Origin of the sequence: Nocardia sp. No.11, from assembly GCF_038752175.1 — a bacterium.
Classification (GTDB): Bacteria; Actinomycetota; Actinomycetes; order Mycobacteriales; family Mycobacteriaceae; genus Nocardia; species Nocardia canadensis.
Window position 1 is genome coordinate 1 of the sequence record NZ_JBCGFB010000048.1, and the last position, 23,982, is coordinate 23,982.

Genomic DNA, 23,982 nt, shown 5'->3' on the forward strand with positions numbered 1-23,982 from the left:
TCTTTCGCGAGGAAGGCGGCCTTTTCCGTTCCTCAGTCGAGGTGCGCCTTGGCTTCCGCGTAGGAGCCGGTGGGGGCGTTCTCGTCGCGGGTGTAGACCAGGTGCAGCACGCCGGTCCCGAAGGTCTCCGACGAGAGCAGGCGCAGCGGAATCGGCGCGCTGTCCTCGAGCAGCCGCTCGCCCTTCCCGACCGCGATCGGATGCACCAGCAGGTGCAGTTCGTCCAGCAGTCCTGCGGCCAGCAGCTGACGCACCACCGATACCGAACCGCTGATCGCGATGTCCCCGCCGTCCTCGTTCCGCAGCGCGGCCGCGGCCTCGGTGAGCTCGCCGTCGAGCCGCTCGGAATTGCGCCAGGACAATTCCGGATGTTCCTGGTGGGTGACCACCAGCTTGCGCGCGTCCCCCAGCTTCTTCGCGAACCCGGCGTCCGGCCCGCCATCGGCTTCCCGGTCCGGCCACGCGCCGGCGAAACCCTCGTAGGTCCCGCGGCCGAGCAGCAACGTGTCGGCGCTGCCGAGCTGGGCGTCGACCGCGGCGCCCATGGCGTCGTCGAAGTACGGGAAGTGCCAATCCTGGGGGTCGGCGATCACGCCGTCGATCGACATGAACAGTCCGGCGGTGATTTTCCGCATCGCGATTCTCCTCTGACGAGCACTGAGTGGGTCGCTTGATACGACGGCACGGCACCCACGAACTCATCGCCGCGACCGTTCGAGTTCCGCTGTGAACGCTGTGATGGCGGTGGCGAGGGAGGTGGGGTGGGTGAGGGCGAGGCCGTGGTCGGCGTCGGGGAGCAGGACGGATCGGGCGTGAGGGAACCAGGTGTTGATCAGGTCCTCGATCTCGGCGAACCACGGGCCGCTCGCGGTGCCGCCGAGGTAGAGGACGGGAGCTTGGACGCGGGTGGCGTCGGTGGCGGTGAAGGTCCAGGTGAGGAGGGCGGACAGGTCGGTGGTGAAGAAGGTGGGCGCGTCGGTCGTCGCCTGCGCTGTGGCGCCGGGGAGCTGCCGGTCGAGGACGCCGCGCCAGTCGGGTCCGCTGACGATCTCCATCAGGTGCGCGAGGGCGGCGTCGGCACCCGCGGCCGCGTATTCGCGCTGGAGTTCGGTGCAGGCGGAACGGAATTCGGCGAGGTGGACCGGCGGGGGCTCGATCAGGATGAGCGAACGGACGCGCTCCGGCAGGTCGGCCGCCAGTTGCAGGGCGACGGCGCCGCTGTAGGACAGCCCGAGCACCTGCGTGGAGTCGATATCCAGCGCGGTGAGCAGGGCCGCGCAGTCCCGCGCGTCACGACTGATCGAGCCGGGGCCGGTCACCGGATCGCTGCCCGCGTAGCCGCGCCGGTGATAGCGGATGGTGGTGAAATCGCGCGCCAGCGCCTCCGCCAACGGCGCGCATTCCTCGGCCAGCAGCCCGGTCTGGATCAACACGAGCGGCGGCCCGGTTCCGCCGATGATCACTTCCAGGCCGACCTCGCCCGCGAGCACACGACGAACACCGTGGCGAAGGCGGGACATGGCAGCCACCTCGATCCATCGAGCCTGCTCAGCCAGTGTATTCCACCAGGACGACCGGCCACGGGGAGCGCGTCGACGCGGTGCGGCCTCCTCACACCTGGGTTACGAGCGTCCAGATCACCAGCAGGGGCAGGGTGCTCAGATAGGCGATCCCGCTGTATCGGAACACCTTCTCGGCCATGAGGCCACCATCGTTTCCGGTCAGCACTTTCATCGGGTTCGTGGATTCGTTGTCGCCGCCGTCGTCCAAGGTCAACGCGCACACCAGCAGCAGTGTGTCGGCGACGACGAGCAGGGGCCACACGGTCGGCGAGGCGGCGAATCCGGCGAAGATCAACGGCCCGAAGGTGAGGGCGGGCAGCAGGCCGAGGGTGAACACGCTGACACCGGCATAGATCATGGCGAACCAGCCGAACGCGGTGAGTCGCAGGAGCAGCGCGAGAACAACGACGCCGATTTGGATGTAGCCCATCGACGCACCTCCCCTGTGCCGCGCGACTGGATTCTGCGTAAGTGAGCCTAGAACACCCCGCACCACGCCGCGGCCCACCGTTCGTGACGTCGGGGTGGCAGCTTCGAGCGCGAGGTTTCCGGCTATCGGTAGTGCGCGGCCGCGTCGAGTACCGCGGAGCGATAGGCGCGACCGAAGAGGACGGCGTGGACGAGCAGGAGGGGGAGCTGGTGGAGGGGGACGCGGGTGCGCCAGTCGTTGGCCAGCGGGTGGGTTTCGTGGTAGGCGGCGATGATTCGGGAGAGGTGTGGGGCGCCGCCGAAGAGGATGAGGGTGGCGAGGTCGGTTTCGCGGTGGCCGCCGTGGGCGGCGGGGTCGATCAGGTAGGGGGTGTCGCCGGGGCCCCAGAGGATGTTGCCGGGCCAGAGGTCGCCGTGGATGCGCGACGGTAGTTCGGCGGGGGCCTCGATGTGGATGGATTCGACGAGGCGGGCGTCGGCGGCGTCGAGGGCGCCCGCGTCGACGGCGAGTCGCAGGTACGGGAGGACGCGGCGCTCGCGGAACCAGGTCGGCCAGTCGTCGCCGGGGGTGGTGTCGAGCGGCAGGCTGCCCAGGTAGCCGACACCGTCGCCGTCCTGGGCCGCGACATCGCCGGTCGCGCCGAAGGTGGGTGCGCCCGCGTCGTGGGTGGTGGCCAGACCGTGGCCGAAACGCTCCGCGGCGGCGGCCGTCGGTTCGGCGTGGTCGACCCACCGCATGAGCACCAGGTCGTCGGAGACGGCGTACACCTCCGGCACCGCGACCCCCTCCGCCGCCCGCAACCAGCTCAGCCCGGCCGCCTCGGCGGCGAAGAAGCCGGGCGGCGCCGCGGCGGGCGCACCGTCGGTGGGCGCCGCGGAGACCCCGCCGGGCCAGGTCTTGAGGAACAACTGCGTCCCGTCGTCGAGTCCGATCCGTTCGGCGACGGCGATCGACCCACCACCGACGGGAGTCGTCCGCAGCCGCTGATGGGTGAGGAAGGTGGGCAGCAGGTGCGGGTTCGCGCGCAGGTACGGCAGGTCCACGGCTGCCATTGTGCCCAGGCGCCCCGGCCGCGGTGGCCGATCGACTCACGCGACACGCGGACCACTTTATAAACAGGTATTACTAAACACTGTTCATAAAGGGCCGATCCGTGGTTTCATCGATGCTGGACGTGGTCCGCATCACGTTGAGACCGGAGGAGACAGTCGTGACCAGCACCAACATCCCCGCGGGATTCGATTTCACCGATCCCGACCTGCTCGCCAGCCGATTGCCGATCGCTGAGTTCGCCGAACTGCGCCGGACCGCGCCGGTCTGGTGGTGCGCCCAGCCGGACCGCGCCAGCGGGTTCGACGACGGCGGCTACTGGGTGGTGTCCAAGCTGGCCGACATCAAGGAGATCTCGAAGAACCCCGACGACTTCTCCTCGCACGAGAACACCGCCATCATCCGGTTCAACGAGGAGACCACCCGCGAGCAGATCGACATGCTCGGCAACATGCTGATGCTGAACCTGGATCCGCCGCAGCACACCAAGATCCGCCGGATCGTGTCGAAGGGCTTCACCCCGCGCGCGGTGGAGAACCTGCGGGCCGCGCTCACCGAGCGGGCCGAGCGGATCGTGTGGGAGGCCAAGAAGTCCGGGCGCGGCGACTTCGTCGAGCAGGTGGCCGTCGAACTGCCGTTGCAGGCGATCGCCGAACTGCTCGGCGTGCCGCAGGAGGACCGCCGCAAGATCTTCGACTGGACCAACCAGATGATCTCCTACGACGATCCGGAGTTCGAGGGCAACCACCACACCGCCACCGCCGAGGTGATGGGCTACGCCTGGAACATGGCCGAGCAACGCCGCGGTTGTCCCGCCGCCGACATCGTCACCCAGCTGGTGAACGCCGATGTCGACGGTGAGCACCTCGGCTCCGACGAGTTCGCCTTCTTCGTCATCCTGCTCGCCGTCGCGGGCAACGAGACCACCCGCAATTCGATCACCCACGGCATGAAGGCCTTCGTCGACAACCCCGCCCAGTGGGAGCTCTACAAGGAGCAGCGCCCGCGCACCGCGCCGGACGAGATCGTGCGCTGGGCGACCCCGGTGACCGCGTTCCAGCGCACCGCCACCCGCGACCTGGAACTGGGCGGACAGCAGATCGAGAAGGGCCAGCGGATCGGGTTGTTCTACAGCTCGGCCAACTTCGACGAGGAAGCCTTCGCCAACCCGTTCGAGTTCGACGTGCTGCGCAACCCCAATCCGCACGTCGGCTTCGGCGGCACCGGCACCCACTACTGTGTCGGGGCGAATCTGGCCCGCCTGGAGATCGACCTGATGTTCAATGCCATTGCCGACGCGATGCCGAACCTGCGCCAGGTCGCCGACCCGGTGCGGCTGCGCAGCGGCTGGCTCAACGGCATCAAGCGCTGGGAGGTCGAATACGCTTGAACCGAAACATGATCGAGGGGGTGGCCGGGTGACGGGAAAGGCGCGTGGCCGCGCGCCCGTGGTGACCGATGCCGATATCCGGCGGGTCGCCCGGGCGCTGCTGGCCGCCCAGGGCCCGGACGCGGTCACCCTGCGTGCGATCGCCCGCGAGCTCGGCGTCACCGCGCCCGCGCTCTATCGGCACTACGCCTCGCGCGACGAGCTGATCGAGCGGTTGCGGGTGGAGTTCTGCACCGACCTGGCCGCGTTCCTCTCGGCCGAGATCGCGGTGCTGCCCGACGACGGCGCGGCGCAGTTCCTGGCCATCTGCCGCGGTTTCCGGCGGTGGGCGCTGGCTAATCCCCGGGAGTTCACCCTGGTGTTCGCCTCGCCCACCGCCGGCCGGTCGATGATGCGCCGTTTCGATGAGCCCTTCGGCCGGATCTTCCTCGCCGCGGCGGGCAGGCTGCTGGTGAGCTTCGAGATCGCCACCCCGCCCGGCGATACCATCCCGGCCGCGCTGCGCGAGGACCTCGTCGCCTTCCAGACCGATCTGCTGGCCATGCTCTCGGAGTCCGGCCAGAAGTTCCCGGCCGAGAAGCTGGACCTGGGCGTCACCTATCTGATGGTGCAGATCTGGGCTCGGCTCTTCGGCCACGTCACCCTCGAGGTGTTCGGCAACTACCCGATTCCGCTGGCCGATCCGGAGATCATGTTCGACGCCATGCTGGCCGACCTGGCCCGCACCACCGGTTTCGCCGACCGATGATCAGCGGCCGGCCGCGAACGCGATGATCGCCGCGGCGAGGTCGGCCGTGTGGGTGAGAGCGAGGCCGTGGTCGGCCCCGGCGAGCAGCACTGTTTCGGCTCGCGGGAACCAGGTGGTGATCAGCTCGGCGACCTCGGCGAACCACGGACCGCTCGCCGTCGCGCCGAGGTAGAGCACCGGCGCCCGGACCCGGGCCGCGTCCGCGGCGGTGAACGACCAGCTCAACAGCGCGGGCAGATCGGTGGCGAAGAAGGTGCCCGCGTCGGCCGCCGCCTGCTTCTCGGCGCCGGGCAGCTGCTGGTCCAGCAGCTCGCGCCAGCCCGGCCCGCTGATGATGCGCATCAGACGGTCCAAGGCTACCGCGCCGCCTTCGTCCCGGTACGCGCGATGGAGTTCGGTAGTGACGGAACGGAATTCGGCATTGTGGACCGGTGGTGGCTCGATCAGGGTCAGTGAGCGGACCCGCTCCGGCACGTCGGCCGCCAGCTGCAAGGCGACGGCACCGCTGTAGGAGAGCCCGAGCACGTGCGCGGCGTCGATGCCGAGCGCGGTGAGCAGGGCCGCGCAGTCGCGCGCGTCGCGGCCGATCGAGCCGGGACCGGTGACAGGATCGCTGCCCGCGTAGCCCCGGCGGTGGTAGCGCACCGTGGTGAACTCGCCGCCGAGTGCGGCCGCCAGCGGCGCGCATTCTTCGGCGAGCAGCCCGGTCTGGATCAGGACGAGGGGCGCGCCGCGGCCGCCGACGATCACCTCCAGGCCGACCTCGCCCACGCGCACCACGCGGACACCGCCGGGCGGGCTGGGCATGACGGCCACCTCGATCCATCGAGCCTGCTCACGCAGTCTATCCCCGGCCGACGGCTCGACTCTGTCGGTGCGGTGGGCCAAGATCGAGTCCAGAGCCGACCGGATGGGGAGGGAAGCGGCGATGGAACGCGAGCAGTTCGTGGAAACCGTGCTGGCGAGTGTGCGGGCGCACGGGATCGGTGATGCCGAGTACTCGGCCGAGGATTTCAGCGTGCAGCACAGTGACGGCCGGGTGATCTTCCTGGACAACATTTTTCGTGAGTGCCGCCATCTCGGCCCCGCCGAGAGCGAGGAACGGGTCACCGCCTTCGTCGCGGCGATGACCGGTTCCGACGACGTACCGGGAGACTGGGATTCGGTGCGCCCGATGCTGCGTTCGGTGCTGCGCCCGGTGACGCTGGGCCAGGACGGCCCGCGCCCGCTGCACCGCGCGGCGTTCCCGTTCATCGACGAGGTGATCGTCGTCGATCTGCCGCGGACACGGGCGTTCGTGTCCGTCGAGCAGGTCGCGTCCTGGGGTGTCGACGCCGAGCAGGTCTTCGCCGCGGCGCGCGACAATCTGCTGGCGCTGAGCAAGCCCGGCTCCCCGGCCGAACTACAGATCCTGCGCTTCGTCGATGACGGCGATTCCTACTGCGCCTCCTGGCTGCTGGTGCCGGGCTGGCTGGCCGGGTACGCGGGCGGGGCGGCCCGCCCGGTGGCGTTCATCGCCGAGAACGATTCCCTGCTGGTCGTTCCCGACGATCCGGAGCTGCTGGTCGAGGTGTTCGAGATGATCGAGCAGCAGTACCGCGACGCGGCCCGCCCGGTGTCGCCGCAGGGCTACACGGTCGACGAGCACGGCACGGTCGTCCCCTTCGACGAGGCGGGCCCGCACCCGTCGATGCCGCTGGCGCTGCGGGCGCGCGCGGGCCTGGCCGCGACCGAATACAGCATCCAGACAGACCATCTGAACACCATGTTCGAGGAATATCTGGAACTGCCCGACCTCGACATCGCCCCCGCCTACGCGGCCGCGGTCAACTACGAGGAGTCCACCGACGGCGCCTTCACCTCGGTGGTCTGGGGCGAGGGCGTGGAATACCTGCTCCCGGAGACCGACGTCGTGCGCTTCCTGCGCCGCGACGACAACGACGAGGTCGAACTCGTCTGCACCGTCCCCTTCCCCACCGTCGTCGAGATCCTCGGCCTCACTCCCCTGCCCACCCTCGACCCCATCCGCTTCGAAGCCCGCCACTGGCCCGACCCCACTGCCCTGTCCCGCCTCCGCGCCGCCGACATCGAGCAGTAGGGAGTCAGTCCAGGGGCGGGGCGGTGGTCCAGGAGTCGCCGGCGATGACGAGGTGGTCGAGGTAGCGCAGGCCGACGATGTCGGCGGCGCGGGACAGGAGGGTGCCCGCGCGGCGGTCGTCGGTGCTGGGGGTGGGGTCGCCGGAGGGGTGGTTGTGGACGACGGCGAAGGCGCGGCCGTCATGGCGCAGGACGGTGTTGAGGATCTCCCGGACAGGGACGGCGACGTGGTCGATGGCGCCCTCGGCGACGAAGGCGCGGTGGCGCAGGCGATGCTGGGTGTCACAGATCAGGACGAGCAGGCGTTCGACCCTGGCGCCGGCGAACAGCGGCACCGCGACGCGGGCGATATCGGCGGGGGTGCGCAGCCGCGGCACCGGTTCGCTGGTGCGCGACCGGGTGCCGAGATGGAACGCGGCGATCACCGTCGCCGCTTTGGCGGGTCCGATGCCCGCCCTGCGCGCCAGTTCCTCCGGCCGGGCGGCGGCCAGCTCGGCCAATCCGCCGTACTCACCCAGCAGGTGCGCCGCGAGCTCGAGCGCGGACTGCCCGCGCGTGCCCTGCCCGAGCAGCAGCGCTAGCAGCTCGACATCGCTGAGCGCGTGCGGGCCGAGCAGCAGCAAGCGCTCACGCGGGCGTTGGGCGACGGGCAGATTCGCGATCGGTACCGACATCGTTCCCCCTGCGGATCGGCGACGAGACCGATGATCCCAGCGGGTACCGACACCTTCGCCCCGAGCTATCCTTCGGCGACCGCGTCCGCGGCGAGCATCGCGTCGCGCTCGTCCTCCCGTGGGGTGCTGAAGATCGAATCGGCCATCAGCCGTTCGAGATTGCGTAGTTGACGCTCGTGCACGACGATGCGCCGCAACGCCTCGTTGACGGTCGCGTTGCTGTCGGCGGTGCCCATGATGTCGGCCGCCGCGGCCAGCAGGTGCTGATCGAGATCTATCCGCAGGGATCGCAATCGTCCTCCTTCGTCGATCGCAATCTTGCGTTATTCGCGCCGGACGCGTCGGCCGATTCACCGCGTCGTTACCGAATACCCGCGTTCGCAAGCCCGCACAGCAACCGATCGGGAACCTCGCGATCGCGTGCAGGCAAGCGCGCAGAAAACCCTGATGATCGCCGGAAACAGCGGCCTTTCGCCACGAGAACTGTGCAGTTTGCGCAGTTGTGCGCGTCGTTGTTGTCGACGGGAACGCGCGGTGCTTGCCTGGAGGCATGTTCACCGAGGCGCAGCTGTACTCCCCGGTCACGCGCGAGCGCGACGGCGATGTCACTGTGCACCTGAGCGCGGATCATCCCGGCGTCGACGACAGCGACTACCGCGCTCGCCGCAACGCCATCGCCGCGATGGCGCTGGACTACCAGCCGGGCTCCCCCGTTCCACGGATCGACTACACCGACGACGAGCAGCGGGTGTGGCGGATCGCCTCGGCCGAGCTGGCCCGCAAGCACGAGATCTACGCGTGCGGCGAGGTGCGCGAGGCAGCGGCGGCGCTCGACCTGCCGCGCGATCACATCCCACAGCTGGACGAGGTGTCGCGGCTGCTCGCGCCGCTGACCGGCTTCAGCTACGTGCCTGCCGCCGGACTGGTCCCGCTGCGCGAGTTCTTCGGTTCCTTCGCCGAGCGCACCTTCCACTCCACCCAATACATCCGTCACCACTCGGCCCCGCTCTACACCCCGGAGCCCGACGCGATCCACGAGATCATCGGCCACGCGAACCAGATCGCGAGCCCGAAATTCGCCGCGCTCTACGAGACGGTCGGCGCCGCGGTGGCGCGCTTGGAGACCGAGACGGCGCTGAATTTCCTGGCCGATGTGTTCTGGTTCTCGATGGAGTTCGGCGTCGTCCGCGAGGGCGACGAGATCCGCTGTTACGGCGCCGGGTTGCTGTCCTCCTTCGGCGAGATCGACGAATTCCGGCACGCCCGGCTACGCCCGCTCGACGTCGCGGCGATGGGCACCATCGACTACGACATCACCCACTACCAGCCGGTGTTGTTCTGCGCGGACTCGGTGGCTCAGATCGTCGGCGTGCTCGGCGAATTCTTCGCGACCATGGACGACGAGACACCCGCCAGACTCGGACACCATCCGCACGCCGTCTCATAGCGTTTCCGAAAACGTTGTCACAGAACACAGTTCAACATTTCGCAATTCTCATCTGCTGAGACGCGGCAGGCGCGGCGGAGCGGTCGCTGTTACCTTCGACCGGTTCTACGAGCTTTTCCGAAAGGGTCGGGTAGACCGAAAATGACTGTGGATGTGACAGATACGCAAGCCGAGCAGAATCCCGAGCCGGAGGCCCCGCTGTGGCTGCAGGGCCGCGAAGCGGTGATCGCCGCGGCGGCACCGACGGAATGGCGTGGCAACGTCCCGGACTACGAACTCAGCCACGAGGTGATCCCGCGCGAGCGCACCACCGAGCACGCCCCCGGCTCGCTCGAGGCGATCGTCGAGGACCTGGTGAAGGTCTTCGAGATGGAGGTCTCGCACAAGGGCGATCCGGCCACCTGGCTGTCGGTGGTCGCCGAGCAGTACCGCGGCCGGGTCAACGGCGGCGAATGGCAGGATGCCGAGGAATTCGCCCGGATCGGCAGCTACAACATCCTGATCGGCGACAACCCGTACTACGAGGCGGCGAACGAGACTTTCGAGTCCTCGCACCACGTCTTCCACACCGCGTTTCCCGGCGGCTTCTTTTGGGAGGTCATCGAGGTGCTGTCCGGCCCGCCGACCGTGAGCTTCCGCTGGCGGCACTGGGGCAAGTACGAGGGCGAGTACAAGGGCCACCAGCCCACCGGTGAGCAGATCGAGATGTTCGGCGTCACCATCGCCCGGGTCAGCGAAGACCTGCGCATCCTCGAGCTGGAGCACTTCTACGACAACAACAAGCTGCTCGGCCCGCTGGCCCACGGCTGCCCCGTGCAGCACGGCAAGGGCGAGTAGTCAGCTCCGGTCGCTGCCGTTCGGTGCGTCATCCGGACCGAACGGCAGCCCCGCCTGCAGGAAGCGCAGGGCGTGCCCGACATTGTCGGCGTTGACCGGCGTGGTGGTCACGATGGCCAGCATGGTGCCNCAGGAAGCGCAGGGCGTGCCCGACATTGTCGGCGTTGACCGGCGTGGTGGTCACGATGGCCAGCATGGTGCCGATCATCGCGCCGGCGGCCACCCGCACCTCGAAATCGTCGGCGGGTCTGCCGGTGTATTCGGCCAGCAGTTGCGCCGCCAATTCGATGCTGCGCTGGAATTCCAGGCCGATCGCCGGACGCAGCTCCGGCACGTGGTACAGCAGTGCGTGCCGTTCCTGCTCGAAGGCCATGTCCGCGGGCGACATGCCCGAGAACACCGCCGAGGTGGCGTTGCGGAAGGCGGTCAGCGGATGCAGGCCGCGCGGTTGCGCCGCCAGCGCCTCGATCATCAGCGCGTCCTGGTCGTCGGCGATGACGAGCTGTTCCTTGGTCGGGAAGTAGCGGAAGAAGGTGCTGGGCGAGATCTCGGCGGCCGCCGCGATCTGTTCCACCGTGGTCTCGGTGTAGCCCTGCTCCCGGAACAGCCGGAACGCCTCGACCCGGATGGTGCGGCGGGTCCGCTCCTTCTTCCGCTCGCGCAGCGACATCTCAACCGACATGCATCGATTCTGCCGTATCCGGCGCGACAGCCGGTGCCGCCGCCCGCTCGCGCAGTACCAGCGCCGCCGCGGCGGCCGCCACCACGCACAGCGCGGCGCATACCCCGAGCATGGTGTTCATGCCGGCGACGAAGGCCTGTTGCACCTGGGCGAGCGTCGCCGGATCGCCCGTCCGGTGTGCGACAGCCACGCCCGCGTTGACCCCGTCGGAGATCGGCTCCCGGTTCAGCGCGCCGAGTTCGGTCCGGTACGTGGTGGCCAGCACCGTGCCGAGCACGGCGACGCCGATGGTGCCGCCCGCCTGCCGGAGTGCTTGCAGCAGTGCCGAACCCGAACCGGCGCGGGCGGCGGTGAGCTCCCCCATCGCCAGGCCCATCGCCGCCGGCATGACCAGACCCATGCCCGCGCCGAGCACCGTCGTCCACAGGGCGGTCGGCCCGTAGCCGCTGTCCACCCTGGTCAGCGCGCCGAGCCCGATCCCGCCCGCCAGGACCAGGAAGCCGGCGGTGAGCACCCCGCGCACCCCGAGGCGCGGTAGCAGCAGGTCGACCAGCCTGCTGCCGAGCACCAGGCCACCGATCATCGGCAGCAGTCGCAGGCCGCTGCCGAGCGCGTCGACGCCGAGTACCGCCTGGAAGTACTGCGGGACGGTGAAGAACATGCCGAACATGGCGAAGCTGACCAGGAGGGAAAACGCCGTGCCCCAGCGGAAACCGGGAGCGGCGAACAGGCCGACATCGATGAGCGGGTGCGCGCACCGCCGCTGCCACCACAGGAAGGCGCCGAGCGCGACGACGCCACCGGCCACCGCGAGCCAGCCGAGGGCATCGGCCCAGTCCCGGTCACCGATCCGGATGAAGCCGTAGGTCAGCCCGAGCATGCCTGCAGCCGAGAGCGCGGCGCCGAGCAGATCGATGCGAAAGCCGGTGTCGCCGTGTGATTCCGGCACCAGGGTCGCGACCGCCAGCGCGCCGAGCACCACCAGCGGCACATTGATCAGGAACACCGAGCCCCACCAGAAGTGCCGCAGCAGCCAGCCGCCGAGGATCGGCCCCAGCGGCAGGCCGACGGCGGTCGAGGTGACCCAGATCGTCAGCGCACGCTGACGCTGCGCCGGCTCGGTGAACAGCACCGGCAGCACCGCCATCGACAGCGGCATCATGGCCGCGGCGGCGACGCCGAGCGCGACCCTGGCGGCGATCAGCTGCCCGGCCGAGCCGGCGAACGCGCAGGCCAGTGAGGCCAGTCCGAACACGACGAGCGCGCCGAGCAGCACCTTCTTGCGCCCGTAGCGGTCGCCCAGCGCGCCCGCGGGCAGCATCAGCGCGGCCAGCGCGAGGGTGTAGGCGCTGCTGAACCATTGCAGCGCCGAGGTATTCGCGTCGAGGTCGACCGCGAGCGTCGGCAGGGCCACCGTCAGCACGGTGACGTCGAGGCCGATCGTGAGCATCGCCAGGGCGAGGGCGCCGAGGGCGAGCCAGCGGCGGGGGGATTCCGTCCGCATATCTCCTCCAAAATGAACGTTACAGTCATTTGCTAGTAACTCTCATTTAGTAGATCATGTCAAGACTTGCCACCGGCCGCTGCGCCGGCGCCCGGCGGGCTCGCTACTCTCTGTGGCGATGAAGATCCGCGAACTCGGCGTCCGCGCCGCCAGCTCCCTCGGCGCCGCCGCGATCGCCGCCACCCTGGTCTGCGCCCCCGCCGCCATCGCCGTCCCCGGTTCCGACGCGCCACCGAGCAGCGGACCGAGCACGACGACCACACCCCCGTTCACCACGCCGAACACCGACGACTGCCCGCAGCAGACGCGGCCGCCCGCCCCGATCGACGCCTCCGAGGTGCCCGAGCCGGGCGAGCCGACGCCGAGCGCGCTACCGGTGCCCGATGCCCCGATCGGCGGCGACCGGATGAGCGAATGCGGCGTCGTGCTGCCCAAGGACGCCCCGCCCCTGCCCGCCGACATCTCGGCCACCGCGTGGATGGTCTCCGACCTCGACACCGGGCGCGTGCTCGCGGGCAAGGACCCGCACGGGCGCTACCGCCCCGCCAGCACGATCAAAGTGGCGCTGGCGATCGTCGCGCTGCGCACTCTCGACCTGGACAAGGTCGTGATCGGCACCCAGGCCGACGCCGACGTCGACGGCACCAGGGTCGGCATCGGGCCCGGCGGCCGCTACACCAACCGCCAGCTCATGCAGGCGCTGATCATGTGTTCGGGCAACGACGCCGCGCACGCGATCGCCACCCAGCTCGGCGGTGACAAAGCCACCGTGGCGAAGATGAACGACGTGGCGAAGTCTTTGCGCGCGTTGGATACTCGCGCCGCGACCCCGTCCGGCCTGGACGGCCCCGGCATGAGCACCTCGGCCTACGACCTGTCGGTGCTGTTCCGCGAGGCGATGAGCATCCCGCTGTTCGCCGAGCTCATCCACACCGAGCAGGCCGACTTCCCCGGCTACCCGGCCGACCCGAAGATCCCCGACGACAAGGACCACCCCGGCTTCCCGATCGCCAACGACAACCAGCTGCTCTACAACTACGCGGGCGCGATCGGCGGCAAGACCGGCTTCACCGACGACGCCAGGCAGACCTTCGTCGCCGCCGCCGAGCGTGACGGGCACCGGCTGGTCGTCACCCTGCTCAAGGCCGACGTGCGCCCGATCCGGCCGTGGGAACAGGCGGCCCGGCTGCTCGACTACGGTTTCGCGCTCGACGCCGATGCCCGGATCGGCAAGCTGCCCGAGTCCGGCAGCGCGGCAGTGCATCCCAGCGTGCCGCTGGCCACGCCCCCGCCGCGCGCAGACGGGACGCAGGCCCAACCCGAACAGCAGCCACACCACGCCGCGCGGGTGGCGACCCTGATCGGCGGGCCGATCGTGGTGCTGGCGCTGCTGCTGTGGGCGCGGCGCAGCTACCGGCGCAGGCGCTGAGTCAGCGGCGCCTGCCGAACACCAGCAGCGCCAGCGCGGCGACCGCGCCCGCGCCGAAGTAGGCGGCGCCCGCCCCGGTCGACATGCCGCGATCGACCACGCGCGGCCGGATGACCACCACGTTCGGCGGCGCCACCTCGGCATCGCGTTCGTTGTCCGACGAGGTCGCCGCCCAGGCGGTCGCGAACAGCAGGATGCGGTAGGTGGTGTAGCTGAACACCATCAGACCGATGATGGAGCCGAACGTCGCGCCCGCCGGACTGCGCAGCACCATCTGCAGGTAGATGGCGGCGATCTGTTTGAAGATCTCGAACGCGATCGCCGCCAGCGCCGCCGCGCGCGCCGCGCTGCGCAGCGAGACCGGCTCGCGCGGCAGGCGGGCGATCATCCAGGCGAAGACCGCCCACGAGGCGAGCAGACCGAGCGCGATCGACACCACCGCGAGTACCACCGGCGCGCCGGGCAGATGATCGGCGCCGATGAGCGCGAGCAGCTGCGCGCCGAGCCCGCTCGACGCGAGCGCCGAGAGCCCGAGCGAGACCACGAACGCCAGGCCGAGGCCGATCAGCGCGCCGAGGTCGGACAGTTTGCTACGCCACCACGGACTTTCGGGGCTCTGCACCTCCCACTGCTCGGTGAGTGCGGCCCGCAGATTCGCGATCCAGCCGAGCCCGGTGTACAGACCGACAAGCAGACCGAGCAGACCGACCGTGCCGCGCGAGCGGATCGCCTGATCGATCAGGTCGTTGATCTGGGTGCCGAAGGAGCCCGGGATGTTCTCCACGACGCTCTCCTGGAGCCGGGCGAGCAGCTCCGGCTGCCCGGCCAGGATGAAACCGGCCACCGAGAACGCCACCATCAGCAGCGGAAACAGCGACAGCACAGTGAAGTACGTGATGCCCGCGGCGAAGTAGTCACCGCGCTGCCGCTGGAATCGACCGCCGGCCCTGACCAGATGATCCAGCCAGGGCCTGCGCCCGATCTGCTTCTCGACCGCGGCCGAGATGTTGTCGACGAGCTGCATGGCACGCGCCCTTTCGGCCGAAACCGCAGGCGCACACCGGGTCAGCGAGCCAGGAAGCCCACCCGGTCGTACACCTGCGCCAGTGTGTTGCCTGCGATCTCGCGTGCCCGCTCGGCACCCGAGGCCAGGATCCGGTCCAATTCGGCCGGATCCGAGAGGTATTCCTGCACCTTCTGCTGGACGGGAGTGACGAATTCGACCAGCGCGTCGGCCACGTCGGCCTTGAGATCACCGTAACCCTTACCCGCGAAATTCTCCTCCAGGGTGACGATCGGGGTTTCGGTGAGCGCGCTCAGGATCACCAGCAGATTGCTCACGCCCGCCTTGTGCTCCGGGTCGTAGCGGATCTCGCGCTCGGTGTCGGTGACCGCCGACTTGACCTTCTTCGCGGTGACCTTCGGATCGTCGAGCAGGTTGATCAGGCCCGCGTCGGTGGCGGCCGACTTGCTCATCTTCGCGGTCGGATCCTGCAGGTCGAAGATCTTGGCCGTGCCCTTGACGATGTGCGGCTCCGGCACGACGAAGGTCTTCTTGAAGCGGGTGTTGAAGCGCTGGGCCAGGTTTCGGGTCAGCTCCAGGTGCTGGCGCTGGTCCTCGCCGACCGGTACCTGGTGCGGGCGGTAGAGCAGGATGTCGGCGGCCATCAGCACCGGGTAGGTGAACAGGCCGACCGTCGCGTTCTCCGCGCCCTGCTTGACCGACTTGTCCTTGAACTGGGTCATCCGGCTGGCCTCACCGAAACCGGTGATGCAGCTCAGGACCCAGGCCAGCTCGGCGTGTTCGGGCACCTGGCTCTGCACGAACAGGGTGGACTTCTTCGGGTCGATGCCGAGCGCGAGCAGCTGGGCGGCGGCGGCCTTGGTGCGGGCCCGCAGCGCCTTGGGGTCCTGGCTGACGGTGATCGCGTGCATGTCCGGAATGAAGTACAGCGCGTCGTAGTCGTCCTGCATGGTCACCCAGTACTGCAGCGCACCCAGGTAGTTGCCGAGGTGGAAGGAGTCGCTGGTGGGCTGGATGCCCGACAGCACCCGCTGCTTGCGTTCGGCCGTCGCGGCCGGGGCAGGACTGGACATGCCCCCGATCTTTCCATGACGCTCAAACCGTTTTGTCGGGCGGTGCGCCCCGAGGGCCCTGCGTGGTTACACTGCGCTACCGCCTCCGGGCCCGCCGGTCACACCGCGGCATTTCGCTGCACCCAGTTGCGCGGATCGACGCCGGGCATACTCGGCTTGCCCGCCTTGACCATCCGCTGTTCGCGGCGGGCCAGCAGCTGGTAGGAGGGCGTGCTCGGCCCGGCGAGCGCGCCGGCCAGCACCCGGGGCGCCAGCGGCGGAGCGACGTGCGCGGTCCGCAGGCTACGGCACAGCGCGCCGTAGGCCAGCTGATCGGCGATCCCCCACTCGATGCCGTACATGTCCCGGATCCGGGCGGGCAGGCTGCCCTGCACCAGCAGATACAGCGCCGAGCCGACCTGCTCGGCGGGCGGGCGCAGGCGATAGGCCTTGCGATGGCCCGCCAGGTACGAGCCGACCAGATCGGCCTCCTCGGTGAGGAACAGCTCGGCCGAGTTCAGGTAGTCGTCGAAGTACCGGCGGAAGGCCGGGTAGTCGGCGGACGCGGCGTCGCGCGGCATGCCGAACAGCTCGCCCCAGCGAACGTAGTCCTGATAGAGGTCCTCGCGTTCGGTGGCGGTGAGTTCGCGGACCAGCCGGTCGTACATCGCCTCGGCGGAGTCGAAGGTGAAGGCCATGGTCATGAACATCAGGTGCGGATCGTGCGCGGCGTAGGCGGTGCCCGCCGGATAGTGCGCGCCCGCGTCCTCGGGCAGGGCGCCGACCACCTTCTCGTGCTTGCGCCGGGTGAAGGCCAGGGCACGGTCGGCCTCGGCCTTGCTGCCGAGGAAGACCGCCTCGAACAGCGCACCGGTGATGGCCAGCCGGGTGTAGGGCGTCGCGCGGTGCGCGGTGTGCTCGCTGGTGCCGACGAACAGCAGCGGGTGCACCGCGCCGATCACCAGCGCCCGGACGCCGTAGGTCAGCCCCACCGCCCGCTTGCTCATCACCCGTCGAATCATCGAATCGTCGGCGAAATATCCGGGTTCGCCTTGCCGTGCGGCCATGCTGCGCCTCCTCGTCGAGTGCATCTGGCAATAGAATCCACCAGATTTGATAATCTGGCAAGAGTCTCTACCAGAAAACCTTCCCGCGACGGCAGGACGCAGAATGGGAGCTGTGGCAGCACAACGCACCTATGGTGGCGTCTCGGCCGAACAACGACAGGCCCAACGCCGAACCGCCCTCCTCGACGCGGCGCTCGACATCGTCGCCGAGGACGGGCAGGCCAAGCTCACCGTCGCCGGGCTCTGCGCCCGCGCGGGCCTCAACGAGCGCTACTACTACGAGAATTTCGAGCATCGCGACGGCGTGCTCGAGGCCCTGCTCGACCGCATCGCCGAGGAGCTGACCGCATCGATCGTGACGGCGCTGGCCACGGCGGACCCCGACAGCAGGTCCCAGTCGCGCGCCGCGATCGACGCGGGCATCTCGGTGCTCATCGACGATCCGCGCAAGGCGAAGGCCGCGCTGATCGCGGGCATGGCGACGCCGGAGTTGCGGGCCCGCACGGCCCGCACGGTGCGGGCGTTCTCCCGCCTGGTCGCCGCCGAGGGCACGGGTTTCTACGGGGTAGAGGTACCACAGAAGCTCGTCGACTTCCGCGCGATCTACCTCATCGGCGGCCTGACCCAGACCCTCACGACCTGGCTGGCCGGCGACCTGGACCTGACCCGGGAGGAACTGATCGACCAGGTCACCGAGGTGTTCGTCCTCCTCGGCGACGACCTGGCCGAACGCCACCGCTGACCTACGTCACCGCCGCGGGCAGAGACCGGCGGGTGCGGTGCAGGGTTCCGACGAACCGTTGGCCAGCCATAGGATGGCCTGATTGATCGTCACCACCAGCTCGGGCGACAGCACCGACGACCCACTGTCGGCGATGGGCTGGGACGCCTGCTGCGGCAGTGGCAGGCACCCGTCCAGCTCGATGCCGTCGCACGGCTGAGACGAGCCCGCGTTCAGCAGCTGGGCGAACGGGAAGTCCTCGGTCGACCCGACCGCGCCGGCGATCTCGGCGCCCGAGCCCCGGTGGCTCGGCTGCGCGTCGGCCGTGGCCGGACCCGCCGCGGCGGTCAGGAACGCGGCGAGAATGCTCGCACTCACCAGAACTCGCTTCATCGTGTTCTCCTCATCGACGGCCTCGGCAGCCGCTCGGCGAGAACGTTAAGCGGACCGACAAGGTGGTGGCAGCCGCCAATTCCGGTGGCAATGGATCAGTCGGTCAGCGCCACCGCGCCGAAGATTTCCGGCTCGCCCTGCAGGACGACGCGGAAGACGACGTCGCGGCGCGACCAGTAGGCGGCGCAGTCGCGCATGGCCGCGTCGAACCAGGTGCGCTCGGTGGGGTCGTCGGCGAGCAGTTCGGCGGCGGTCCGCACCACCACGACGTAGCCGGGCGCGTCGCCGACGAAATCGTCCAGGTCGCGCAGGCATTCGTCGAAGGCGTCCTTGTTCGCGCCGAAGTAGTACGGGAACTGGAAGGCCGCGGCGAACTCGTCGAAGAGTTCGGCGGTGGTGCGCATCTTGGGTCCACGCAGTTCGCGGACGCGGTAGTCGGCCGGCGCGTCGTAGCGGACGCCGCTGAACTGGTTGGCGTCCACCGGCAGGGCGCCGAGCACCGGCGGCGCGGCGGCCACGGCGGGCGCCTCCGCGCTGGGACGAGCAAGGAACCGCGACAGCGTCATTCGCGTCGTCATCAGCGCATCCTCGTGAAGGTCTCGTAGTGGTCGCCGGTGTACCAGGCGGTGCCGTCGCTGCCGGTGACGATGCGCTCGGCATCGCGAGACCGGTTGCGCTGCTTGGGATTGACGTCCCACTCCTGGTAGGTCACGGCTTTGCCCGCCGAATCCTTCGGCGGCAGTTTGGTTCCCCGGTTCATCCACTGCTCGCCGCCCTTGGTGCCGGGCGCGTTCGCCGAATCCGGCCAGCGTCCGGCATCGATCTCCACGAGCGTGGCGTAGGCGCGATCGGGCACGCCCGCCGCCTTGGTGACCGGGGCCGCGCTGGAATTCCCGGCGGGCGGGCCCGGCTTCGGCGCGGCCTTGGTGGTGGTGACCCCGGCGACCGCGCGGGTGGTGGTCGCCGCGGTGGTGTCCTCGCCGCCGCGCCCGGTGAGCAGGGTGAAGCCCACCGCGAGCACGATCAGCACGAGTCCGCCGAGCAGACCGAGCGTCTTGCGCGAGAGATTCATCGGTACTGCACCGTCACGGGAGCGTGGTCGGACCAGCGCTGGTCGTAGGCATCGGCGCGTTCGACGACGGCCTGCTTGGCGCGTCCGGGCAGTTCACCCAGGGCCAGCTGGTAATCGATGCGCCAGCCCGAGTCGTTGTCGAAGGCGCGGCCACGGTAGGACCACCAGCTGTAGGGGCCCGCGACGTCGGGGTGCAGGGCCCGCACCACGTCGACGTAGCCGGCCGCCAGCAGTTCGGCGATCCAGGCGCGTTCCTCCGGCAGGAACCCCGCCGACTTCTGGTTGCCCTTCCAGTTCTTCAGGTCGACCTCGGCGGGCGCGATGTTCCAGTCACCGCTGACCACGAACTCGCCGGTCCGCGTCTTCAGGTAGGCGCCGAACTCGGCCATGAACCGGTACTTCTCGTCCTGCTTGGGGGTGTTCTCCTCCCCCGAGTGCACGTACACGCTGGCCACGGTGACCTCGTCGAAGTCCGCCTCGATGTAGCGCCCGGACTCGGCGAACTCGCTGCTGCCGAAGCCGATCCGCACCGCGTCGGGGGTCCGGCGCGACAGGATGCCGACTCCGGCGCGCCCCTTCGACTCCGGTTCGGCGTGCGAGAGCACCCAGCCCGCCTCGAGCGCGGGCGCCAGCGCGGCGGCGACCTGGGCATCGGTCGCCCTGGTCTCCTGCAAGCACACGATGTCGGCTTCGGTCGCGTCGAGCCAGGGCAACATGCCCTTGGTCGCCGCGGCGCGCACGCCGTTGACGTTCACGGTTGAAAGGATGAGAGCCACCGGACGACCGTACAATGACAGGTCAGGAATGCTCCCCCGGACACTGTCGTCCAGGAAGGGGTGATTGACGATGACGTCACGCACCGCCAAGTCCACTGCCCGGCCGTCGCCTGTCGCGGCGCTGCACCTCGGGTCCGGTGATCCGGTCCTGCTGTTGCACGGGTTCATGTTGTCGCCGCACTGCTGGGAGCAGGTGGCGCGGCGGATGTCGGCCCACTGCGAGGTGTACGCACCCGCGTTCGCCGGGCACTGGGGTGGGCCGAAGGTCGAGGGCTGGTCCCTGGATGTGTACGCGCTGGCCGATCAGATCGAGGATCAGCTCGACGAACTGGGCTGGCAGACCTGCCATATCGCGGGCAACTCGCTGGGCGCCTGGGTCGGGCTGGAGTTGACCCGGCGCGGGCGGGCGCTCACGCTCACCGCGATCGCGCCGGCGGGCGGCTGGGATTCGCCCTCGTTCACTCAGGTGCGAATCGGCGCCAAGTTCGCCTCGCTGGTCCCGTTCGTCGAGGTCGGCAAGCGGATCAGTGGCCTGGTGATCAACAACCCGCTGGTCCAGCAGGTCGCCGCGCTGATGCTGAGCAAGCACACCAGCGCGGTGGCCAAGCGCGACCTCGCCACGATCATCGCGGCCGTCCTGCACTGCGACGCGATCGTGCCGATGCTGCTCGGCAGCCTGCGCACGCCCGCGATGGACGACCTGAGCGAGCTGTCCGCCCCGGTCCGCATGCTGCTCGCCGAGTACGACCGGATCATCCCCAACCATGTCTACGCCACCCGCTACCTGCGCGAGCTCCCCGAATCCGCGGATCGCATCCTGGTCAACGGCGTGGGTCACGTGCCGATGCTGGAGGCGCCGGACCGGATCGCCACCCTCATCGCCGAGCACATCTACGCCAGCCGCGGTCACCTGCGCGCGGTCTGAGCACGCGAGAACCCGGCCGCGCGAGGCGCTCTCGCGGCCGGGTTTCGCCGATCGCTACTTGCCGAGCAGACCCTTGGCGATGTGGGTCACCTGGATCTCGTTGCTGCCCGCGTAGATCATCAGTGACTTCGCGTCACGCGCGAGCTGCTCCACCCGGTACTCGCTCATATAGCCGTTGCCGCCGAACAGCTGCACCGCCTCCATCGCGACCTCGGTGGCCGCCTCCGAGCAGTAGAGCTTCATCGCCGACGCTTCGGCCAGGCTCGGCGGCTTGCCCGCCTTGCCCCGCTCGAGCACGTTGAACACCATGTTCTGGACATTGATCCGGGCCACCTCCATCTTGGCCAGCTTGAGCTGGATCAGCTGGAACTTCCCGATCTCCTGCCCCCACAGCGTGCGGGTGCGCGCGTAGTCGACGCACAGCCGGTGACACTCCTCGATGATGCCCAGCGCCATGAAGCCGACGCCGACCCGCTCGGCGGTGAAACTGGCTCTGGCGCTCTCGCGTCCGTCGCCACCGCGATGCTCCTCGGTCTCGCCGAGCAGCCGGTCGCGGCCGAGCCGGACATTGTCGAAGAACAGTTCACCGGTCGGTGAGGAGTGCAGGCCCATCTTCTTGAACGGCTTGCCCTGGGTGAGCCCCGGCATGCCCTTGTCCAGCACGAAGGTCAGCACCTTGCGGTGGCGCTTGTCGGCGCCGTCGCCCTCGTCGAGCTTGGCGTAGACGATCATCACGTCGGCGCACGGGCCATTGGTGATGAAGGTCTTCTGGCCGTTGAGGATGTAGTCGTCGCCGTCGCGCTCGACGCGAGTCTTCATGCCGCCGAAGGCATCCGAGCCGGAGTCGGGCTCGGTGATCGCCCACGACGCCACCTTGCGCAGGGTGACGATGTCGGCGAGCCAGCGTTGCTTCTGCGCGAGAGTGCCCCGCGACATGATGGTGGTGGCGCCCAGCCCGATGCTGACACCCAGTGCCGACACCAAACCCATACAGACGCCGGACAGTTCGCTGATCAGCACCGCCATCATCGACTGCTGCCCGGCGAACGGCGACCCACCGCCGCCGCCGGACTTCTCGCCGGGACCGGCCGCCTCTTTGGCCAGCATCTTGGTGACGGCGTCCTCGCCCATCGCGTCGATCCCGAACTGGCTGAACAGTTTCCGCAGGATCGGGTACGGCAGCATCTCACCGCTGTCGAGGGCGTCCAGATGCGGACGGACTTCCTTGTCGATGAAGGTCCGCACGGCATCGCGGACCATCAGATCGGTTTCGGACCATTCGAACATCGTCGTTCTCCCGCCGCTCAGGGCAGCCGCACGGCGATGTCGTCGATCGCCCACGGCCCTTCGGTCTCGATGGTCTTCACATCGTGCCAGCCGGCCAGCTCGGAGATGGCGCCTCCCTGCACGGCGAACACCTTGCCGGTGATCGGGCACTTGTCCGAGGCCAGGTAGGCGACCAGCGGCGAGATATTGGCCGGGCTGAACGCGTCGAACCCGCCGGACTCCTCGGCCGCGGCGGCCTCGGCGGCGAACATCGCGCCCATGCCGGGGGTGGCCAGGGTGAGCCGGGTGCGCGCGATCGGCGCGATCGCGTTGACCCGCACCCCGTAGCGGCCCAGTTCCTCGGCGGCGACCTGGGTGAGCGCCGCGATGCCCGCCTTGGCGGCGCCGTAGTTGGCCTGGCCCGCGTTCGGCAGGGTGACTCCCGAGGCCGACGCGGTGTTCACGACCGCGGCGTTGGGCTGGTTGCCCGCCTTGCTCTGCGCCTTCCAGTAGGCGGCGGCGTGGTGCAGCACGGCGGCATGGCCCTTGAGGTGCACGGCGATCACCGCGTCCCACTGCGCCTCGTCCATCGCGGCGACGAAGACGTCACGCAGGATGCCCGCGTTGTTGACGACGATGTCGAGCCCGCCGAGCTCACCGACCGCCTGGGCGATCAGGTTCTGCGCGCCGTCCCAGGTCGCGATGTCGTCGGTATTGGCGACGGCGATGCCGCCCGCCGCGACGATCTCGTCGACCACCTGCTGCGCCGGGCCGGAATCGGCGCCCTCACCGGCATTGCTGCCGCCGAGATCGTTGACCACGACCTTCGCGCCTTCGCGCGCGAACAGCAGCGCGTGCTCACGGCCGATGCCGCGACCCGCGCCGGTGATCACGGCGACCTTGCCTGCCAGGGAACTCATGGATGACTCCTGTGTGTGATGAAGGGTTCAGTCGGCGATCTCGGCGAGGCCGTCGCTGAGGACGACGTCCGCGCCGCGCACCGTCTCGAAGGCATAGGTGGTGACGCCGTCCGCGCTGGTGACAGGCCAGATCCGGGTCTGCAGATCGTCGCCGGGGAAGACGAGCTTGGCGAAACGCACCGCGAAGCGCCGCAGCCGATGCACGTCCGAACCCGCCGTCGCGGTGAGCACGCCCCACGACGCCATCGCCATGGTGCACAGCCCGTGCGCGATGATCCCGGGCAGTCCGGCGTCCTTGGCGACCTGCTCGTCCAGATGCAGCGGCATCGGATCGCCCGAGGCGGGCGAGTAGCGGAAGGTCTGGTCGTCGTCGACGTGGTGCTCGACAACCGCGAACGGCGCGCTCGCGCGTCGACTTTCGTCGAAGCGATGCGCAGGCGCCTGCTCCCCGACCGACTTGCCCGCGTCGATACCGCGGAAGAAGGCGGTGAGGTACTGCTCGTTGACCAGTTCGCCTGCCGTGTCCCGGCATTCGACCAGGATGGTGACGGTCGTGCCGGTCGACTTGCTGGTGTAGCCGACCGCCTTGGCCCGCGAGACCAGCTGCTCACCAGGGCGGATCGGCCGGTGGAAGTGGAAGTCCTGCTCGCCGTGCACGACCCGGCCGAAGATGTCCATCGGCGCCACGTCGAGGATCGGCATCATCATGGCCTCGAACACCGGGACGATGGCGAAGACCGGGGGCGCGACGCTGCCGTCGCGATGGGTCCGGATCGGGTCGTTGGTCGCGGCGGCGTAGTCGGCGATCCGCTCCGCGGTGACGGCGAATTCCTCGGCGTCGCTCCATTTTTCCAGGCCGGCGTCGTCGAATTCGACGATGCGGCCGCCCGCTGCGTGTGCTGTCATCCCCGCGCCC

The 23,982-nt window shown here is 69.3% G+C and carries 27 protein-coding genes; 8 read left to right on the forward strand and 19 right to left on the reverse strand.

Annotated features, from left to right (window positions below; all coding sequences use genetic code 11):
* Positions 1 to 32: 32 nt before the first annotated feature.
* The 4 genes from V8688_RS16700 to V8688_RS16715 form a co-directional block, all read right to left on the reverse strand.
* Positions 33 to 635, reverse strand: a complete 603-nt coding sequence (locus V8688_RS16700; protein ID WP_342801171.1) for a dihydrofolate reductase family protein — start codon at positions 633 to 635, stop codon at positions 33 to 35.
* Positions 636 to 698: 63 nt separating this feature from the next.
* Entirely contained in the window at positions 699 to 1,520 is an 822-nt protein-coding gene (locus V8688_RS16705) for an alpha/beta hydrolase (RefSeq protein WP_342801172.1), read from the reverse strand.
* Positions 1,521 to 1,611: 91 nt separating this feature from the next.
* Positions 1,612 to 1,992, reverse strand: a complete 381-nt coding sequence (locus tag V8688_RS16710) for a hypothetical protein (RefSeq protein ID WP_280220129.1) — start codon at positions 1,990 to 1,992, stop codon at positions 1,612 to 1,614.
* A gap of 122 nt (positions 1,993 to 2,114) precedes the next feature.
* On the reverse strand, positions 2,115 to 3,044 hold the full coding sequence (locus V8688_RS16715; RefSeq protein WP_342801173.1) for a fructosamine kinase family protein: 930 nt from the start codon (positions 3,042 to 3,044) through the stop codon (positions 2,115 to 2,117).
* A gap of 158 nt (positions 3,045 to 3,202) precedes the next feature.
* Between V8688_RS16715 and V8688_RS16720 the strand changes: the two genes are divergently transcribed.
* Together V8688_RS16720 and V8688_RS16725 are read left to right on the forward strand one after the other, a co-directional pair.
* The gene (locus tag V8688_RS16720) at positions 3,203 to 4,432 is read left to right on the forward strand and encodes a cytochrome P450 (RefSeq protein WP_342801174.1); all 1,230 of its coding nucleotides are present in this window, start codon (positions 3,203 to 3,205) and stop codon (positions 4,430 to 4,432) included.
* A 28-nt stretch (positions 4,433 to 4,460) separates the two neighbouring features.
* Positions 4,461 to 5,180, forward strand: a complete 720-nt coding sequence (locus V8688_RS16725) for a TetR/AcrR family transcriptional regulator (RefSeq protein ID WP_342801175.1) — start codon at positions 4,461 to 4,463, stop codon at positions 5,178 to 5,180.
* On the opposite strand, the gene V8688_RS16730 is transcribed toward V8688_RS16725, so the two are convergent.
* Entirely contained in the window at positions 5,181 to 5,987 is an 807-nt protein-coding gene (locus tag V8688_RS16730) for an alpha/beta fold hydrolase (RefSeq protein ID WP_342801176.1), read from the reverse strand. It lies immediately after the preceding gene.
* A gap of 121 nt (positions 5,988 to 6,108) precedes the next feature.
* Here V8688_RS16730 and V8688_RS16735 point away from each other — a divergent pair, with 121 nt between their 5' ends.
* The gene (locus V8688_RS16735) at positions 6,109 to 7,278 is read left to right on the forward strand and encodes a hypothetical protein (RefSeq protein WP_218717679.1); all 1,170 of its coding nucleotides are present in this window, start codon (positions 6,109 to 6,111) and stop codon (positions 7,276 to 7,278) included.
* Positions 7,279 to 7,282: 4 nt separating this feature from the next.
* Here V8688_RS16735 and radC read toward each other — a convergent pair whose 3' ends face one another.
* The gene (radC, locus tag V8688_RS16740; RefSeq protein ID WP_218717678.1) at positions 7,283 to 7,951 is read right to left on the reverse strand and encodes a DNA repair protein RadC; all 669 of its coding nucleotides are present in this window, start codon (positions 7,949 to 7,951) and stop codon (positions 7,283 to 7,285) included.
* Positions 7,952 to 8,016: 65 nt separating this feature from the next.
* Positions 8,017 to 8,244 (reverse strand): type II toxin-antitoxin system VapB family antitoxin, encoded by a 228-nt coding sequence (locus tag V8688_RS16745; protein ID WP_218717677.1) that lies wholly within the window; start codon positions 8,242 to 8,244, stop codon positions 8,017 to 8,019.
* A gap of 257 nt (positions 8,245 to 8,501) precedes the next feature.
* On the opposite strand from V8688_RS16745, the gene V8688_RS16750 reads away from it, so the two are divergent.
* Positions 8,502 to 9,398 carry a phenylalanine 4-monooxygenase gene (locus V8688_RS16750; RefSeq protein ID WP_342801177.1) on the forward strand — a complete coding sequence of 299 codons (897 nt, stop codon included), beginning with the start codon at positions 8,502 to 8,504 and terminating at the stop codon, positions 9,396 to 9,398.
* Positions 9,399 to 9,551: 153 nt separating this feature from the next.
* Positions 9,552 to 10,235 (forward strand): SnoaL-like polyketide cyclase, encoded by a 684-nt coding sequence (locus tag V8688_RS16755; protein WP_308248434.1) that lies wholly within the window; start codon positions 9,552 to 9,554, stop codon positions 10,233 to 10,235.
* Positions 10,236 to 10,263: 28 nt separating this feature from the next.
* Here the strand turns inward: V8688_RS16755 and V8688_RS16760 are convergent, their stop codons facing one another.
* On the reverse strand, positions 10,264 to 10,917 hold the full coding sequence (locus tag V8688_RS16760) for a TetR family transcriptional regulator (protein ID WP_342801178.1): 654 nt from the start codon (positions 10,915 to 10,917) through the stop codon (positions 10,264 to 10,266).
* Positions 10,907 to 12,421, reverse strand: coding sequence for an MFS transporter (locus V8688_RS16765; RefSeq protein ID WP_342801179.1), 1,515 nt, complete (start codon positions 12,419 to 12,421; stop codon positions 10,907 to 10,909). The genes V8688_RS16760 and V8688_RS16765 overlap by 11 nt, the downstream gene beginning before the upstream one ends.
* 118 nt (positions 12,422 to 12,539) lie before the next feature.
* Here V8688_RS16765 and V8688_RS16770 point away from each other — a divergent pair, with 118 nt between their 5' ends.
* Positions 12,540 to 13,850 (forward strand): D-alanyl-D-alanine carboxypeptidase family protein, encoded by a 1,311-nt coding sequence (locus V8688_RS16770; RefSeq protein WP_342801180.1) that lies wholly within the window; start codon positions 12,540 to 12,542, stop codon positions 13,848 to 13,850.
* A gap of 1 nt (position 13,851) precedes the next feature.
* On the opposite strand, the gene yhjD is transcribed toward V8688_RS16770, so the two are convergent.
* The 3 genes from yhjD to V8688_RS16785 all read right to left on the reverse strand — a co-directional run bounded on the left by yhjD (position 13,852) and on the right by V8688_RS16785 (position 16,993).
* Positions 13,852 to 14,874: an inner membrane protein YhjD gene (yhjD, locus tag V8688_RS16775; RefSeq protein ID WP_342801181.1), complete on the reverse strand. Its 1,023-nt coding sequence runs from the start codon at positions 14,872 to 14,874 to the stop codon at positions 13,852 to 13,854.
* 41 nt (positions 14,875 to 14,915) lie between these two features.
* Positions 14,916 to 15,947: a tryptophan--tRNA ligase gene (gene trpS, locus V8688_RS16780; RefSeq protein WP_218717671.1), complete on the reverse strand. Its 1,032-nt coding sequence runs from the start codon at positions 15,945 to 15,947 to the stop codon at positions 14,916 to 14,918.
* A 98-nt stretch (positions 15,948 to 16,045) separates the two neighbouring features.
* Positions 16,046 to 16,993 (reverse strand): oxygenase MpaB family protein, encoded by a 948-nt coding sequence (locus V8688_RS16785; protein ID WP_342801182.1) that lies wholly within the window; start codon positions 16,991 to 16,993, stop codon positions 16,046 to 16,048.
* A 103-nt stretch (positions 16,994 to 17,096) separates the two neighbouring features.
* On the opposite strand from V8688_RS16785, the gene V8688_RS16790 reads away from it, so the two are divergent.
* Complete coding sequence (locus tag V8688_RS16790) at positions 17,097 to 17,735, forward strand: TetR/AcrR family transcriptional regulator (protein WP_218717669.1); 639 nt, start codon at positions 17,097 to 17,099, stop codon at positions 17,733 to 17,735.
* Between the two features lie 6 nt (positions 17,736 to 17,741).
* Here V8688_RS16790 and V8688_RS16795 read toward each other — a convergent pair whose 3' ends face one another.
* The 4 genes from V8688_RS16795 to V8688_RS16810 all read right to left on the reverse strand — a co-directional run bounded on the left by V8688_RS16795 (position 17,742) and on the right by V8688_RS16810 (position 19,955).
* Positions 17,742 to 18,107 (reverse strand): hypothetical protein, encoded by a 366-nt coding sequence (locus tag V8688_RS16795; RefSeq protein ID WP_218717668.1) that lies wholly within the window; start codon positions 18,105 to 18,107, stop codon positions 17,742 to 17,744.
* Between the two features lie 95 nt (positions 18,108 to 18,202).
* On the reverse strand, positions 18,203 to 18,685 hold the full coding sequence (locus V8688_RS16800; RefSeq protein ID WP_218717667.1) for a barstar family protein: 483 nt from the start codon (positions 18,683 to 18,685) through the stop codon (positions 18,203 to 18,205).
* Positions 18,685 to 19,179: a ribonuclease domain-containing protein gene (locus V8688_RS16805; RefSeq protein ID WP_218717666.1), complete on the reverse strand. Its 495-nt coding sequence runs from the start codon at positions 19,177 to 19,179 to the stop codon at positions 18,685 to 18,687. Before V8688_RS16805 ends, V8688_RS16800 begins: the two co-directional genes overlap by 1 nt.
* Positions 19,176 to 19,955 (reverse strand): exodeoxyribonuclease III, encoded by a 780-nt coding sequence (locus V8688_RS16810; protein WP_218717665.1) that lies wholly within the window; start codon positions 19,953 to 19,955, stop codon positions 19,176 to 19,178. Before V8688_RS16810 ends, V8688_RS16805 begins: the two co-directional genes overlap by 4 nt.
* 70 nt (positions 19,956 to 20,025) lie before the next feature.
* Between V8688_RS16810 and V8688_RS16815 the strand changes: the two genes are divergently transcribed.
* Positions 20,026 to 20,880: an alpha/beta hydrolase gene (locus V8688_RS16815; RefSeq protein WP_342801183.1), complete on the forward strand. Its 855-nt coding sequence runs from the start codon at positions 20,026 to 20,028 to the stop codon at positions 20,878 to 20,880.
* A 54-nt stretch (positions 20,881 to 20,934) separates the two neighbouring features.
* Here V8688_RS16815 and V8688_RS16820 read toward each other — a convergent pair whose 3' ends face one another.
* Genes V8688_RS16820 through V8688_RS16830 form a run of 3 tightly spaced genes read right to left on the reverse strand, consistent with a single transcriptional unit; the run spans position 20,935 to position 23,972 of the window.
* Positions 20,935 to 22,167 (reverse strand): acyl-CoA dehydrogenase family protein, encoded by a 1,233-nt coding sequence (locus V8688_RS16820; RefSeq protein ID WP_342801184.1) that lies wholly within the window; start codon positions 22,165 to 22,167, stop codon positions 20,935 to 20,937.
* 17 nt (positions 22,168 to 22,184) lie between these two features.
* Positions 22,185 to 23,066 carry an SDR family oxidoreductase gene (locus V8688_RS16825; RefSeq protein ID WP_218717662.1) on the reverse strand — a complete coding sequence of 294 codons (882 nt, stop codon included), beginning with the start codon at positions 23,064 to 23,066 and terminating at the stop codon, positions 22,185 to 22,187.
* 27 nt (positions 23,067 to 23,093) lie between these two features.
* Complete coding sequence (locus tag V8688_RS16830; RefSeq protein WP_342801185.1) at positions 23,094 to 23,972, reverse strand: MaoC/PaaZ C-terminal domain-containing protein; 879 nt, start codon at positions 23,970 to 23,972, stop codon at positions 23,094 to 23,096.
* Positions 23,973 to 23,982 lie beyond the last annotated feature (10 nt).

Bases quoted from the DNA above. Each gene is read 5' to 3' on its own strand.
- V8688_RS16815 (WP_342801183.1), top strand. From the start codon at position 20,026: ATGACGTCACGCACCGCCAAGTCCACTGCCCGGCCGTCGCCTGTCGCG.
- V8688_RS16715 (WP_342801173.1), bottom strand. From the start codon at position 3,044: ATGGCAGCCGTGGACCTGCCGTACCTGCGCGCGAACCCGCACCTGCTG.
- yhjD (WP_342801181.1), bottom strand. From the start codon at position 14,874: ATGCAGCTCGTCGACAACATCTCGGCCGCGGTCGAGAAGCAGATCGGG.
- V8688_RS16795 (WP_218717668.1), bottom strand. From the start codon at position 18,107: ATGAAGCGAGTTCTGGTGAGTGCGAGCATTCTCGCCGCGTTCCTGACC.
- V8688_RS16830 (WP_342801185.1), bottom strand. From the start codon at position 23,972: ATGACAGCACACGCAGCGGGCGGCCGCATCGTCGAATTCGACGACGCC.
- radC (WP_218717678.1), bottom strand. From the start codon at position 7,951: ATGTCGGTACCGATCGCGAATCTGCCCGTCGCCCAACGCCCGCGTGAG.
- V8688_RS16825 (WP_218717662.1), bottom strand. From the start codon at position 23,066: ATGAGTTCCCTGGCAGGCAAGGTCGCCGTGATCACCGGCGCGGGTCGC.
- V8688_RS16800 (WP_218717667.1), bottom strand. From the start codon at position 18,685: ATGACGACGCGAATGACGCTGTCGCGGTTCCTTGCTCGTCCCAGCGCG.
- trpS (WP_218717671.1), bottom strand. From the start codon at position 15,947: ATGTCCAGTCCTGCCCCGGCCGCGACGGCCGAACGCAAGCAGCGGGTG.
- V8688_RS16790 (WP_218717669.1), top strand. From the start codon at position 17,097: ATGGGAGCTGTGGCAGCACAACGCACCTATGGTGGCGTCTCGGCCGAA.
- V8688_RS16730 (WP_342801176.1), bottom strand. From the start codon at position 5,987: ATGCCCAGCCCGCCCGGCGGTGTCCGCGTGGTGCGCGTGGGCGAGGTC.
- V8688_RS16785 (WP_342801182.1), bottom strand. From the start codon at position 16,993: ATGGCCGCACGGCAAGGCGAACCCGGATATTTCGCCGACGATTCGATG.
- V8688_RS16700 (WP_342801171.1), bottom strand. From the start codon at position 635: ATGCGGAAAATCACCGCCGGACTGTTCATGTCGATCGACGGCGTGATC.
- V8688_RS16705 (WP_342801172.1), bottom strand. From the start codon at position 1,520: ATGTCCCGCCTTCGCCACGGTGTTCGTCGTGTGCTCGCGGGCGAGGTC.
- V8688_RS16765 (WP_342801179.1), bottom strand. From the start codon at position 12,421: ATGCGGACGGAATCCCCCCGCCGCTGGCTCGCCCTCGGCGCCCTCGCC.
- V8688_RS16710 (WP_280220129.1), bottom strand. From the start codon at position 1,992: ATGGGCTACATCCAAATCGGCGTCGTTGTTCTCGCGCTGCTCCTGCGA.
- V8688_RS16750 (WP_342801177.1), top strand. From the start codon at position 8,502: ATGTTCACCGAGGCGCAGCTGTACTCCCCGGTCACGCGCGAGCGCGAC.
- V8688_RS16820 (WP_342801184.1), bottom strand. From the start codon at position 22,167: ATGTTCGAATGGTCCGAAACCGATCTGATGGTCCGCGATGCCGTGCGG.
- V8688_RS16805 (WP_218717666.1), bottom strand. From the start codon at position 19,179: ATGAATCTCTCGCGCAAGACGCTCGGTCTGCTCGGCGGACTCGTGCTG.
- V8688_RS16735 (WP_218717679.1), top strand. From the start codon at position 6,109: ATGGAACGCGAGCAGTTCGTGGAAACCGTGCTGGCGAGTGTGCGGGCG.
- V8688_RS16770 (WP_342801180.1), top strand. From the start codon at position 12,540: ATGAAGATCCGCGAACTCGGCGTCCGCGCCGCCAGCTCCCTCGGCGCC.